The sequence below is a fragment of the Acidovorax sp. sif1233 genome (assembly GCF_019218755.1).
GTDB lineage: Bacteria > Pseudomonadota > Gammaproteobacteria > Burkholderiales > Burkholderiaceae_C > Acidovorax.
Window position 1 is genome coordinate 713,720 of record NZ_JAHUWZ010000002.1, and the last position, 13,855, is coordinate 727,574.

A 13,855-nucleotide genomic window follows, 5' to 3' on the forward strand; every position below is an offset into this window, starting at 1 on the left:
TTTCAGGCCTGCCTTTTTCGATTCCCTATTCAGAAACCACCAGGAGACAACCACCATGACCGCTTCCCTCCTCTTCCGCCGCACCTTGCTGGCTGTGGGCGCCGCCGCTCTGTGCGTGCCCGCCATGGCCGAGCTGGCCGACATCAAAACCGCCGGCAAGCTGCGCGTGGGCATCGACTTTGGCGCGCCGTTCTATGGCTACGTAGACGACAAGATGAAGCCCGTGGGCTCGGACGTGGAAGCGGCCGAGCTGCTGGCCAAGGACCTGGGCCTGACGCTGGAGATCGTGAACACCACCAACTCGGCGCGCATCCCCAACCTGCTGTCGAACAAGGTGGACCTGATCATCTCGTCGCTGTCGATCACGCCCGAGCGCCAGAAGGCGGTGGACTTCTCCATCCCGTACGGCGCCATCCAGGCGGCCGTGGGTGCGCCCAAGGGCCTCAAGCTCACCAGCATCGAAGACCTCGCAGGCAAGACCGTGGCCGTGACGCGCGGTGGCCCGCAGGACAAGATCGTGACCGAGCGCGCGCCGCAGGCCAAGGTGGTGCGGTTTGATGACGAGTCCGCATCCATCACCGCTGCCGCCACCGGCCAGGCCGACATCGTGGCCATCACGCCGCCCATCATCGCGGCCATCGCCAAGAAGAACCCCTCGCGCGACTTCGAGACCAAGTTCATCCTGCAGTCGTACCAGCTGGGTGTGGCCATGCGCAAAGGCCAGCCCGAGCTGATGGCCGCCGTCAACGGCTGGATCAAGACCAACCTGGCCAACGGCAAGCTCAACGACATCCACGTGAAGTACGCGGGTGTGCCGATCCCCAAAGAAATCATCGACGGCGCCAAGTAAGTAAATAAAGCAAGCCTGCAACCGGGGGCGGCGCCTGACGGGCCCCGCCCGGCTGCGCCCTGCCCTGACGCATCACCACCAAAGGAAATTCTTATGAGCCGTCATTTCGGCGCCATCCGCCAACTTGGCTATGTGGTCCACGACATCGAAGCCGCCATGGACTACTGGAGCAAAACCCTGGGCGTGGGCCCTTGGTTCTACAACCCCAAGGTCCCGATCAAGAACTACGTGTACAAGGGCGAGCGCTACGAGCCGCACAACTCGGTGGCGCTGGCCAACTCGGGCTATGTGCAGGTCGAGCTGATCCAGACACGCAACGATGTGCCGTCGATGTACCGCGACTTTCTGCAGGCCGGGCGCACCGGGCTGCAGCACGTGGCCTACTGGACGAGCGACTACGACGCCGACCTGGCGCGGCTGACGGCCCAGGGTTTCAAGACGGTGATGAGCGGCGAGGTGGGCGAAAAAGGCCGCTTTGTCTACTTCGATACCGAATACCACCCCGGCACGGTGATCGAGCTGTCGGAAGTGGCGGGCCCCAAGGGCCGCATGTTCGACCTGATCCGTGCGGAGTCGGAAACCTGGGACGGCACGACGGACCCGGTGCGGCCGTTTCCGGATCTCTCCAAGATCTGATGAAGGCCTGAAGAAGGTCTGAGTTTCAAGCCAAATTAGCCCCTAGCGCTTGTCCCATAAGCGCTAGCAGCTATCAAAACAGTAGTATCACCTTGACCATGTCCCCAGACCGCTTTGAAGCCACCTACCTGATCGAGACCCCGCTGGACCCCGCCCATGTGGCCGAAGTGCTGGCGGGCGAACAATCGTGTGGCACCTTCACCCGGGTGGAGGGCGAGACCGACGCGTTGCGCGAACGTGCGCGCGCCACGGTCGAGTCCGTCGAGCTGCTGGACGTGGCGCCCGTCCCTTCGCTGCCCAACGGCTGGATGCAGCGGCGCGGCATGTTTGACACACCGCAGAACTGGCAGCGCGCCCGGCTGCGCGTGAGCTTTCCGTGCGACAACATCGGCCCCAACCTGCCCACGCTGGCCGCCACGGTGTCGGGCAATCTGTACGACCTGGGCGAAGTCACCGGCCTGCGGCTGGAGTCGATGAAACTGCCGCGCGCCTACCGCGAACAGTTCGACATGCCTCGCCACGGCATCGCCGGCACCCGCGCGCTGACCGGTGTGCAGGGTCGCCCGCTGATCGGCACCATCATCAAACCCAACGTGGGTTTGTCGGCCGAAGAAACCGGCGACCTGGCCGGCCGCCTGTGCGCTGCGGGGGTGGACTTCATCAAGGACGACGAGGTCTGCGCCAACCCGGTTCACGCGCCGCTGGCCGACCGCGTCAAGGCCGTGATGCGCCGAGTGCGCGCCCACCAGGACAAGACCGGCAAGCTGGTGATGGTGGCCTTCAACATCACCGACGAGACCGACGCCATGCGCCGCCATGCCGACCTGATCGCCGCCGAAGGCGGAAGCTGCGTGATGGTCAGCCTGAACTGGTGCGGCTACTCGGCGGTGCAAACCCTGCGCCGCCACAGCCCGCTGGCGCTGCACGGCCACCGCAATGGCTACGGCGCACTGTCGCGCCACCCGCTGCTGGGCTTTTCGTTCAACGCCTGGCAGACGCTGTGGCGCTTGGCGGGCGTGGACCATATGCATGTGCACGGCCTGCAGGGCAAGTTCTCACAGACCGACGAAGAGGTGATCGAGTCGGCCCACGACACGCTGGCGCCGCTGTGCGAAGGGCTGGACGACCGCGTGCTGCCCGCATTTTCCAACGGCCAGTGGGCCGGCACCGTGCCCGCCACGTGGGACAGCATCCAGTCCAACGACCTGCTGTTCATGTCCGGCGGCGGCATCCTGGCGCACCCGGACGGCCCCGCTGCGGGCGTGGCCAGCCTGCAGCAGGCCTGGGACGCGGTGCAAAAGGGAGAGACCCTGGCCCAGCGCGCCAGCCAGGCCTCCGAGCTGCGCCGTGCAATCGAATTCTTCGGCAAGAAATAAACGATGACGACGACGGCCCCTCTGTACGGCTGGTACGGCGACGACTTCACAGGCGCCACCGACACGCTGGCCGTGCTGGCCCAGGCCGGGCTGCGGTCCATGCTGTTCATGGGCGTGCCCAGCGCCGAGGCCCTGGCCGCCGCCGGGCCGCTGGATGCGGTGGGCATTGCTGGTGCCGCGCGCGCCATGCCGCCAGAGGCCATGCGGGCCGAGATGTCGGCTGTAGGCCGCTTCTTCGAAAAGCTGGCGCCGCCGGTGCTGCACTACAAGGTGTGCTCCACCTTCGACAGCGCCCCGCATGTCGGCAACATCGCTTGCGGCATTCAGACCCTGCACCCGTTCGTGAGCAACCGCTGGGTGCCCATCGTGGGCGGGCAGCCGAGCCTGGGGCGCTACTGCGCGTTCAGCAACCTGTTCGCTGCGGCGGGCACGGGCGGCGCCGTGCACCGCATCGACCGGCATCCCACCATGCGACAGCACCCGGTCACACCCATGGGTGAGGCCGATCTTCGGCTCCATCTGGCGCGCCAGGGGCTGGATGGCATCACCGCCCTGCACTACCCGCTGTACGACTCCCCCGACGCCCTGTACGCCGCACTGGAGGCCTTGCTGGCGCATGGCGCAGCGTCCCACGCCATGGCGCCGACCTTGCTGGACCTGACCACGCCCGGCCAGCTGGCCACCGTGGGCCGCCTGCTGTGGCAGCAGTCCCAACACGCCCGGTTGCTGGCCGTGGGCTCCAGCGCCGTGGCCCAGGCGCTGGTCGCCCACTGGGGCAAGCCGGCGTCCACGGCCGCTGCGCCGCTGGCGCCCGCCGACGGGCCGGTGTTGGCCTGGGCGGGCAGCTTGTCCCCCCTGACCGCCGCGCAGGTGCAGGCCGCCACCGCATACCACCGCATCGCAGTGGACGCCCAACGGCTGTGCAGCGACACGGCCTACGCGCAGGGTCTGCAAGACGCTATCTGCGCAGGGCTGCAGAGCGGACAGAACGTGCTGGCCTTCACCGGTCCCACGGACGGCGCGCCGCTGGCCGCTGCGGCCTCTTCCACCGATGTCGCCCAAGCCAGCGCCCATCTGATCGCCCGCGTGGTGCAAGCCCGCGCAGAACGCGGCGCGCCACTGCGCCGCATCGGCATCGCTGGCGGTGACACGTCAAGCCATGCAGTCCAGGCACTGCAACTGTGGGGGCTGTCGTACAAGACCACGGTATGCCCCGGGGTCACGCTGAGCAGCGCACAGAGTGCAGACCCGTCGCGCCACGGGCTCGAGTTGATGCTCAAGGGGGGACAGATGGGCGGAACGGATCTGTTCGAAAGGCTGCTCGGCACCGCCTGACGGAGACATCCAGGCGATAAAAAGCCCGCGCATGGCGGGCTGGTCTTATGAAAAGGCATTGCGGCAGGCGCGCCTGCCGCAATTTCTTCACACGCGCGGAACCGGGGTGCCTGAATTCACGCACAGCGCCAGATTCAGCGCCTTGATGGCCGTCTTGTAGTCCTCGCGCTCGATCACGAACTGCATGTTCACCTGCCGCAGGGTCTGGGACACGCAGTTCACGTTGACCCGCGCATCGGCCAGCGCCTGCGCAGCCTTGGCCAGCACGCCAGGGATGCCGATGTTGGAGCCGATGGTGCACACGATCGCGCTGGGCTTGATCGTCACGACCTGGTAGTCCTCCTGCAGCTCCGCCACCAGTTCGGGGGTGACCTGGTTGTCCCACACCAGGTGGGCGATGGAGTTGGCGTTGGTCGCCTTCAGGATGTAGCTCACATCGTGCTTGCAGAACACGTTCATCAGGCCCGCATCAAAGCCCACCGTGCCCACCATGCTGGGGTCGTGGATCTCGATCAGCGTGACCTTGTCGGTGCCGGTCACGATCTCCACGCGCGCGCGCTCACCCACGAAGTCCTTGGTGATCAGCGTGCCGGGGTGGTCGGGCTCAAAGGTGTTTTTCAGGCGGATGGGAATGCCCGCCAGTTCCATGGGCTTGGCGGCCTTGGGGTGGATGGCTTCCATGCCCACGTCGGCCAGCTGGTCGGCCACGTCGTAATTGGTGGCGCCGACCACGATGGCGTTTTCCAGGCCGACCAGGTTGGGGTCGGCAGACGATAGGTGGAATTCCTTGTGGATCACCGCCTCGGCCGGGCGCACTTCCACCGCGATCTTGCTGAACGTGACCTCGGAATAGCCGCGGTCGAACTCGCGCATGATGCCTTCGGTGCCCTTGGTGTAGCCGGTGGCCACCACCACCTTGTCGCTCAGATCCAGTCCCTTGAAGCTCTGCGCGATGCGCTCGTCAATGGTCCAGGCTTCGTTGTCGTCAAAACCGGCCAGGTCCATCAGGATGGCGTTGACGCCACTGGCCTTGAGGATCTCGACCGAGTTGAACGCGCTGTGCGACTCGCCAATGGAGGCCAGCACCTCGCGCGCGGCCAGCAGCACATCCTTGCGGCTCAAGTAGCCGCTGGCGAGCACGTGCTGCATGGCGTTCAGGTACTCACGCGCTTGGCCAATACGCTGGTCGATGAAGGCATCGGCCACATCCAGCGGCAGGCCCAGGTCGGCGTAGCCCGCGTTCAGCTTTTTCAGGCTGGCGGCCAGCTGGGTCAGGGCGTCCTGGTAGCCCTTGCCCTCTGCAAACAGGGCATAGATGCCGCGCTCGCCCGTCTTCTTGTGCTCCAGCAACTGGTTCGTCACGCCCGAGTAGGCGGACACCACATAGATCCGGCCATAGATGCGCTTGGGATCGTGCAGCATGATGTGGCGCAGCACATCGCCAAAGGCGGTCATGGAAGTGCCGCCGATTTTCTCGACAGAGATCTTGGAGGAGTTGACGTCTGACATGGACAAGCTCAGAGGAGCAAAAAGGATTGGGAGGCCGGGCGGATGTCCTGCCCCATGGGTAGCGGCAGAAAACGCTCTATTTTCCACGACTTTTGTCGGGACTCCTGCGCGGGGCAAGCACAGCTGCAGCCGGGGGATGCATTGGCAGGACACTGCCCGCCGAGTATGGGTGGCATGCGCAATCTGGCCGTCGCCTGCTCGGCGGCTCGCTTACCGTTGTTGGGCGGCCAGCTTTCATGCGTCCATGGCAAAGGCGTTCGCGTGGCCATGGCGGCAGTTCACGCCGTGGGCACGCGTCCTGCGCCAAACAGTGTTCGCAGGTCGTCAGCTTGAATCGCGCGGTGCGTTGCGTTCAGGAAGTACGGGGTCATGTTGTGGTGAGCGCAGCGCTGGACCAGCAGCTCAAAACGCTGTTCCATGTTGGCTTCCCCGGCCCAGTGGGCCAGCACGAGGTTAGCCTGGTACGGTTTGACGGCGATCGCCTGGCGCGGCTCGCCCAGGTCATAGACCAGAAAGTCCGCCAATGTCCGGCATTGGTCCAAGACAGGCAACACCTCGGCTATCAGCCAGTCCGCAGTCGCTGCCAGGAAATGATCCAACTGGCTTGGGTTCGAAATTTCCACCGGGTTGATGTCATAGGCGCCGGACCGCAACGGGCTGACGAACTGCTGCACCACCCCCGCATGGATGATGTGCAAATCAATCATGTGCTGCGGTTCGCACAGCGGCGCCAGCTCTGCGGGCAGCACCGGACGAAGCCCTGCTGATGTGCGAGCCTCGTACAACGCGCCGTCCGAGCGGCTCTTCCATCCGAGCGAGATTCGCTGCAATCCCAGGGGCGAATCCCGGAGCCAGTGGACTTGCATCGTGACCGACGACGACCTCGCGATCTCCAGCCTGAACCCGTGCGTGTGCAATTGCGGATGGACCAGCGCTCGCACGCGGCCTTCGATATCGGGCAGCTTTGCAGGCGCTGGCGCCGGGTTGCTCCAGGCCAAATGCTCTCGCCCTTGAGGCGACAGCCGCCAAGGGCCGGGCACAAAACATTCACCGGTGCTGTCGTCGTAGACGCTAAGTCCCAGTTCCACCGCTGCATCCACGAGCCGGGGATAGAACAGCGTCAGATCATGGATGTCCACGGCCAAGACCGCATCGTCCGGCAGCGCGGTGGGTGTGCCCAGGTCCCACGCATCGCCGTATTCGGGAAACGCGGCTTTCATGCGCTGGGCCAGCTCGACGAACTTTGGATTCAGCGCGGCCCGCTGGTCGGCGAGGCGCTTGAACGCGGCCTGCGCCTCGGCCCAGTTCGTCGGAGTGGGCTGGTCCCAGATATGGATGGCGTAACTCATGATGAACTATTTTCCATGCGCTTTGCGCCGTGCCACATGCACATTGCAAACCTGCTGTGGCAACTTCCCAAAACCAATACACGCCCGGTAAAGCGGGCAAAGTTCATGCATTTCAAAATCGGCTCCCTGATTGTTGGCGCGAGCCGCCCATGGCCCAAACCTGCTGACTACAACTGGACTGTGCGTGCACAGTTCAAGGCAGTCTGCCATGCCAACCATACGGAATCGAATTGCACGATGCTCGCCAGGTTTCCATCTAACATCCCCAGGTCCTAAAAGCCCTCAAAAATATCTGCGTCGCCAATAAGAAGGCCGCACAGCTCATAGAGCTTGTGCGGCCAACTATCAAGTCAGGAGTGATTCGAGGAGCTTGTCAAATCACTTCTTCTGCGGCGGCACATCCGTGCACGAGCCGTGTGCAATCTCCGCCGCCATGCCGATGCTCTCGCCCAACGTGGGGTGCGGGTGGACGGTCTTGCCGATGTCCACAGCGTCGGCGCCCATCTCGATGGCCAGCGCAATCTCGCCGATCATGTCGCCGGCATGCGTGCCGACCATGCCGCCGCCGAGGATCTTGCCGTGGCCGTGGGCCTCGGGCGAATCGTCGAACAGCAGCTTGGTCACGCCCTCATCGCGGCCGTTGGCGATCGCGCGGCCGGAGGCCGTCCAGGGGAACAGGCCCTTCTTGACCTTGATGCCTTGGGCCTTGGCCTGGTCTTCGGTCAGGCCCACCCAAGCCACTTCAGGGTCGGTGTAGGCCACGGATGGGATCACGCGGGCGTTGAAGGCGGCGGATGCCAGCTCCTTGTTGCCCTGCAGTTCACCGGCGATGACCTCGGCCGCCACATGCGCCTCATGCACCGCCTTGTGCGCCAGCATGGGCTGGCCCACGATGTCACCGATGGCGAAGATGTGCGGCACATTGGTGCGCATCTGGATGTCGACGTTGATGAAGCCACGGTCCGTCACGGCCACGCCAGCTTTTTCAGCAGCGATCTTCTTGCCGTTGGGCGTGCGGCCCACGGCCTGCAGGACCAGGTCGTACACCTGCGGCGCGGGCGCGGTGCCGCCCTCTTCCGCTGCGGCAAACGTCACCTCGATGCCTTCGGGCGTGGCCTTGGCGCCCACCGTCTTGGTCTTGAGCATGATGTTGTCAAAACGCTTGGCATTCATCTTCTGCCAGATCTTGACGAGGTCGCGGTCGGCGCCCTGCATCAGGCCGTCCATCATTTCGACCACATCCAGGCGCGCGCCCAGCGTGCTGTACACCGTGCCCATTTCGAGGCCGATGATGCCGCCGCCCAGGATGAGCATGCGCTTGGGGACTTCCTTGAGCGCCAGGGCTCCGGTGGAGTCGACAACGCGGGGATCGTCGGGCATGAAGGGCAGGCGCACGGCCTGGCTGCCGGCGGCGATGATGGCGTTCTTGAAGGCGATGACCTTCTTGGTGCCGGTCTTTTCCTGCGCCGTGCCGGTGGTTTCTTCCACTTCGAGGTGGTTGGCGCCGACGAAGCTGCCATAGCCGCGCACGGTGGTGACCTTGCGCATCTTGGCCATGGCGGCCAGGCCGCCGGTCAGCTTGCCGATGACTTTTTCCTTGTGGCCGCGCAGCTTGTCGATGTCGAGCGAGGGCTCGCCGAAGCTCACGCCCAGGTCGGCCATGTGGCTGACTTCGTCCATGACGGCCGCCACGTGCAGCAGCGCCTTGGAAGGGATGCAGCCCACGTTCAGGCACACGCCACCCAGGGTGGCGTAGCGCTCGACGATGATGACCTTGAGGCCCAGGTCGGCCGCGCGGAAGGCAGCCGAATAACCGCCAGGGCCGCCGCCGAGCACGAGCACGTCGCAGTCCAGATCGGCAGTTCCGCCGAAGCTGGGCGCTTCGATTTTAGGAGCTGCTGGCGCTTGCGTGGCGGGCGCTGGAGCCGATTTTTGTTCAGATACAGCAGGTGCTGCAGCAGGCGCAGGCGCCTGCGCGGCAGACGCCGCATCCGACGTTTCGAGCGTGAGCACCACCGAGCCTTCGGCGATCTTGTCGCCGAGCTTCACTTTCAGCTCCTTCACCACGCCGGCGTGGCTGGACGGGATCTCCATGGAGGCCTTGTCGGACTCCACGGTGATCAGGCTCTGCTCGGCCTTGATGGTGTCGCCGGGTTTGACGAGCACTTCGATGATGGCCACTTCGGCGAAGTCGCCGATGTCGGGCACCTTGATGTCGATGATTGCCATGGTGTGTCTTGCCCTTTCGTTACATCACGATGCGGCGGAAGTCCGCCAGCAGCGAGGCAAAGTACACGTTGAAGCGCGCAGCGCTGGCGCCGTCGATCACGCGGTGGTCCCAACTCAGGCTCAAAGGCAGCATGAGGCGCGGCGCGAACTGCTTGCCGTCCCATTTAGGCTCCAGGCTGCTCTTGCACACGCCCATGATGGCGACTTCAGGAGCGTTGATGATGGGCGTGAAGTAGCGCCCGCCAATGCCGCCCAGCGAGCTGATGGAGAAGCAGCCGCCGGTCATGTCGGCCGGGCCGAGCTTGCCGTCGCGGGCCTTCTTGGCCAGATCGCCCATTTCTTGCGAGATCTGGACGATGCCCTTCTTGTCGGCGTCACGGATGACGGGCACGACGAGGCCGTTGGGCGTGTCGGCCGCAAAGCCGATGTGGAAGTAGTTCTTGAGCACCAGCTGGTCGCCGTCAAGCGAGCTGTTGAACTCGGGGAACCTCTTGAGCGCGGCCACGGCGGCCTTGATCATGAAGGCGAGCATGGTGACCTTGACGCCACTCTTCTCGTTTTCCTTGTTGAACTGCACGCGGAAGGCTTCGAGGTCGGTGATGTCCGCGTCGTCGTGGTTGGTGACGTGCGGGATGACGACCCAGTTGCGGTGCAGGTTGGCACCGCTGATCTTCTTGATGCGCGAGAGGTCCTTGCGCTCCACGGGGCCGAACTTGGTGAAGTCCACCTTGGGCCAGGGCAACAGGTCCAGGCCCACGCCGGAACCGCCCGCCGCTGCAGGCGCCTTGGCAGCCTGCGCCTTGGTCTGGGTGGCACCCGCCATCACCTGCTTGGTGAAGGACTGCACATCGTCCTGCGTGATGCGGCCCTTGGGGCCGGTGCCCTTGACCTCGTCGATGGGCACGCCCAGCTCGCGGGCGAACTTGCGCACGGAAGGGCTGGCGTGGGGCAGGCCCACGGTGGGCGTGCCGGGCTGGTGGGCGGGCACGGAGGCCGTGGCGGCGACCGGTGCAGCGGCTGCAGCAACCGGTGCGGGGGCGGCAACAGGCGCAGCAGCGGGAGCCGCCGCCGGCGCTGCGGGTGCTGCAGCTGCAGCAGGCGCACTGCCCGCCACGCCTTCCAGCAGGGCCACGAGGTCGCCGATGTTGACGGTGTCGCCGATCTTGACCTTGAGCTCCTTGAGCACGCCGGCGGCGGGCGAAGGGATCTCCATGGAGGCCTTGTCGGATTCGACGGTGAACAGCGACTGCTCGACCTTGATGGTGTCACCCACCTTGACCAGCAGTTCAATGACGGCCACGTCCTTGAAGTCGCCGATGTCGGGCACGCGCACTTCCACCGGGCCCGCAGCCGCAGGGGCTGCGGCGGGCGCAGCCGGCGCAGGCGCGGCTGCGGCCACGGGGGCTGCAGCCGGGGCGGCAGCGGGTGCAGATGCCGCCGCCGGGGCTGCGGCCGCAGCGCCCGCGTCGGCGGCTTCCACCACGGCGATCACGGAGCCCTGCTTGACCTTGTCGCCCAGGGCGATCTTGAGTTCCTTGACCACGCCTGCGTGGCTGGATGGAATCTCCATGGAGGCCTTGTCGGACTCCACGGTGATGAGCGACTGCTCGGCCTTGACCGTGTCGCCCACCTTGACCAGCAGTTCGATCACGCCCACTTCGTCGAAATCCCCGATGTCCGGGACTTGAATGTCTACCAATGCCATTGTTGTCTCCGTTCGGTTTATGCGTAGAGCGGGTTGACCTTGTCGGCCTGGATGTTGTACTTGGCAATCGCCTCGGCCACCTTGGTGGCGGGCAGCACGCCGTCTTCGCTCAGCGCCTTGAGTGCAGCAACCACGATGTAGTGGCGGTTGATCTCGAAGTGCTCGCGCAGCTTGCTGCGGAAGTCACTGCGGCCAAAGCCGTCGGTGCCCAGCACCTTGTAGGTGCGGCCCTTGGGGATGAAGGGGCGGATCTGCTCGGCATAGGCCTTCATGTAGTCGGTGGACGCGACCACGGGGCCTTGCGATGCGGACAGTTGCTGCGTGACGAACGGCACCTTGGCCGCTTCGGTCGGGTGCAGCAGGCTCCAGCGCTCGGCGTTCTGGCCGTCGCGGGTCAGTTCGTTGAAGCTCGGGCAGCTCCACACCGAGGCGGCCACGCCCCAGTCCTTTTCGAGCAGCTCCTGTGCAAAGAACGATTCGCGCAGGATGGTGCCGCTGCCCAGCAGTTGCACCGTGGGCGCATCCTTGGGCAGTGCGGGCGCCTGCTTGCACAGGTACATGCCCTTGATGATCTGCTCCTCGGTGCCAGGCTGCAGGCCGGGCATGGGGTAGTTTTCGTTCAGCAGCGTCAGGTAGTAGAAGACGTTCTCCTGGCGCTCGACCATGCGCTTCATGCCGTCGTGCATGATCACCGCGACTTCGTGCGCGAAGGTCGGGTCGTAGCTCACGCAGTTGGGGATGGTGTTGGCCAGGATGTGGCTGTGGCCGTCTTCATGCTGCAGGCCTTCGCCGTTGAGCGTGGTGCGGCCCGAGGTGCCGCCCAAGAGGAAGCCACGCGCCTGCATGTCGCCCGCCGCCCAGGCCAGGTCGCCGATGCGCTGGAAGCCGAACATGGAGTAGTACACGTAGAACGGGATCATGATCCGGTTGTTCGTGCTGTAGCTGGTGGCCGCCGCGATCCAGCTGCTCATGCCGCCGGCTTCGTTGATGCCTTCCTGCAGGATCTGGCCGGCCTTGTCTTCCTTGTAGTACATGACCTGGTCCTTGTCGACCGGGGTGTACTGCTGGCCAGCGGGGTTGTAGATGCCGATCTGGCGGAACAGGCCTTCCATGCCGAAGGTGCGGGCCTCGTCCACCAGGATGGGCACCACGCGCGGGCCCAGGGCCTGGTCGCGCAGCAGCTGGGTGAGGAAGCGCACGTAAGCCTGCGTGGTGGAGATTTCGCGGCCTTCGGGCGTGGCTTCCAGGATGGCCTTGAAGGTGTCCAGCGCGGGCACGGTGAAGCTCTCGTCGGCTTTCACGCGGCGGTGCGGCAGGTACCCGCCCAGGGCCTTGCGGCGCTCGTGCAGGTACTTCATTTCCGGGGTGTCGTCGGCCGGCTTGTAGAAAGGCAGCTCGGCGAGCTGGCTGTCCGGGACGGGGATGTTGAAGCGGTCGCGGAAGGCCTTGATGTCTTCGTCGCTGAGCTTCTTCGTCTGGTGGACGGTGTTCTTGCCCTCGCCGATCTTGCCCATGCCAAAACCCTTCACGGTCTTGACCAGCAGGACGGAGGGCTGGCCGCCGTGGTTCTGCGCGGCATGGAATGCGGCATAGACCTTTTGCGAATCATGGCCGCCGCGCTGCAGGTTCCAGATCTCGTCGTCGGTCATGTGCTCGACCATCTTCAGGGTGCGCGGGTCGCGGCCGAAGAAGTTCTTGCGCACGTAGGCACCATCGTTGGCCTTCATGGCCTGGTAGTCGCCATCGTTGGTTTCCATCATGAGCTTGCGCAGCGCGCCGTCCTTGTCGGCGGCCAGCAGCGCATCCCAGCCCTTGCCCCAGATCAGCTTGATGACGTTCCAGCCAGCACCACGGAACTCGCCTTCGAGCTCCTGGATGATCTTGCCGTTGCCACGCACGGGGCCGTCCAGGCGCTGCAGGTTGCAGTTGATGACGAACACCAGGTTGTCGAGCTTCTCGCGCGCGGCCAGGCCGATGGCGCCCAGGGATTCGACCTCGTCCATTTCGCCGTCGCCGCAGAACACCCAGACCTTGCGGTTCTCGGTGTTGGCGATGCCACGGGCGTGCAGGTACTTGAGGAAACGCGCCTGGTAGATGGCCATCAGCGGGCCCAGGCCCATGGACACGGTGGGGAACTGCCAGAACTCGGGCATGAGCTTGGGGTGCGGGTAGCTCGACAGGCCCTTGCCGTCCACTTCCTGGCGGAAATTGAGCAGCTGGTCTTCGGAGAGGCGGCCTTCGAGGTAGGCGCGGGCATAGATGCCGGGGGATACGTGGCCCTGGATGTAGAGCAGGTCACCGCCGTGGTTCTCGCTCTCGGCGTGCCAGAAATGGTTGAAGCCGGCGCCGAACATGCTGGCCAGCGAGGCAAAGGAGCCGATGTGGCCGCCCAGGTCGCCGCCTTCGGGCGGATGGTGGCGGTTGGCCTTGACGACCATGGCCATGGCGTTCCAGCGCATGTAGGCGCGCAGGCGCTGTTCGATTTCGAGGTTGCCGGGGCTGCGTGCCTCCTGGCCGGGCTCGATGGTGTTCACGTAGCCGGTGTTGGCCGAGAACGGCAGGTCCACGCTGTTCTGGCGGGCATGTTCCAGCAATTGCTCCAGCAGGTAGTGGGCGCGCTCGGCCCCCTCCTTGTCGATGACGGCGGACAGCGCATCCATCCACTCACGGGTTTCCTGCTGGTCGGTGTCGGTGGCGGGCGCGGCGCCGTTTCCGGCCTGGGGGTCGGGCTGAGCTGACATGCTTTGTCTCCTGTAGGTGTGGCAGCAATTTAGTACGTTGGCTCTAGTTTCGCATATTTTTTGATAATTTCAAATGGTGCTTATTCATTTCACATTACAAGAAAATGCTGCAAACGCACATTGAC

9 protein-coding genes are annotated in these 13,855 nt (G+C 64.9%); 4 read left to right on the forward strand and 5 right to left on the reverse strand.

All coding sequences use genetic code 11. From position 1 onward, the window contains the following. The first annotated feature begins 55 nt into the window (after positions 1-55). The 4 genes from KW843_RS10690 to KW843_RS10705 all read left to right on the forward strand — a co-directional run bounded on the left by KW843_RS10690 (position 56) and on the right by KW843_RS10705 (position 4,197). Positions 56-850: a transporter substrate-binding domain-containing protein gene (locus KW843_RS10690; RefSeq protein ID WP_218295097.1), complete on the forward strand. Its 795-nt coding sequence runs from the start codon at positions 56-58 to the stop codon at positions 848-850. A gap of 93 nt (positions 851-943) precedes the next feature. Then, positions 944-1,486, forward strand: coding sequence for a VOC family protein (locus KW843_RS10695; RefSeq protein WP_121420116.1), 543 nt, complete (start codon positions 944-946; stop codon positions 1,484-1,486). Between the two features lie 98 nt (positions 1,487-1,584). After that, positions 1,585-2,862: a ribulose-bisphosphate carboxylase large subunit family protein gene (locus KW843_RS10700; protein WP_218295325.1), complete on the forward strand. Its 1,278-nt coding sequence runs from the start codon at positions 1,585-1,587 to the stop codon at positions 2,860-2,862. Between the two features lie 3 nt (positions 2,863-2,865). Beyond that, positions 2,866-4,197 (forward strand): four-carbon acid sugar kinase family protein, encoded by a 1,332-nt coding sequence (locus KW843_RS10705; protein ID WP_218295098.1) that lies wholly within the window; start codon positions 2,866-2,868, stop codon positions 4,195-4,197. 87 nt (positions 4,198-4,284) lie between these two features. Here KW843_RS10705 and KW843_RS10710 read toward each other — a convergent pair whose 3' ends face one another. The 5 genes from KW843_RS10710 to aceE all read right to left on the reverse strand — a co-directional run bounded on the left by KW843_RS10710 (position 4,285) and on the right by aceE (position 13,730). Then, on the reverse strand, positions 4,285-5,706 hold the full coding sequence (locus KW843_RS10710) for an aspartate kinase (protein WP_218295099.1): 1,422 nt from the start codon (positions 5,704-5,706) through the stop codon (positions 4,285-4,287). Positions 5,707-5,984: 278 nt separating this feature from the next. Then, complete coding sequence (locus tag KW843_RS10715; protein WP_218295100.1) at positions 5,985-7,055, reverse strand: hypothetical protein; 1,071 nt, start codon at positions 7,053-7,055, stop codon at positions 5,985-5,987. A gap of 378 nt (positions 7,056-7,433) precedes the next feature. Further along, positions 7,434-9,284: a dihydrolipoyl dehydrogenase gene (gene lpdA, locus KW843_RS10720; RefSeq protein ID WP_218295101.1), complete on the reverse strand. Its 1,851-nt coding sequence runs from the start codon at positions 9,282-9,284 to the stop codon at positions 7,434-7,436. Between the two features lie 19 nt (positions 9,285-9,303). Further along, complete coding sequence (gene aceF, locus KW843_RS10725; protein WP_218295102.1) at positions 9,304-10,989, reverse strand: dihydrolipoyllysine-residue acetyltransferase; 1,686 nt, start codon at positions 10,987-10,989, stop codon at positions 9,304-9,306. Positions 10,990-11,006: 17 nt separating this feature from the next. Next, on the reverse strand, positions 11,007-13,730 hold the full coding sequence (gene aceE / locus KW843_RS10730) for a pyruvate dehydrogenase (acetyl-transferring), homodimeric type (protein WP_218295103.1): 2,724 nt from the start codon (positions 13,728-13,730) through the stop codon (positions 11,007-11,009). Positions 13,731-13,855 lie beyond the last annotated feature (125 nt).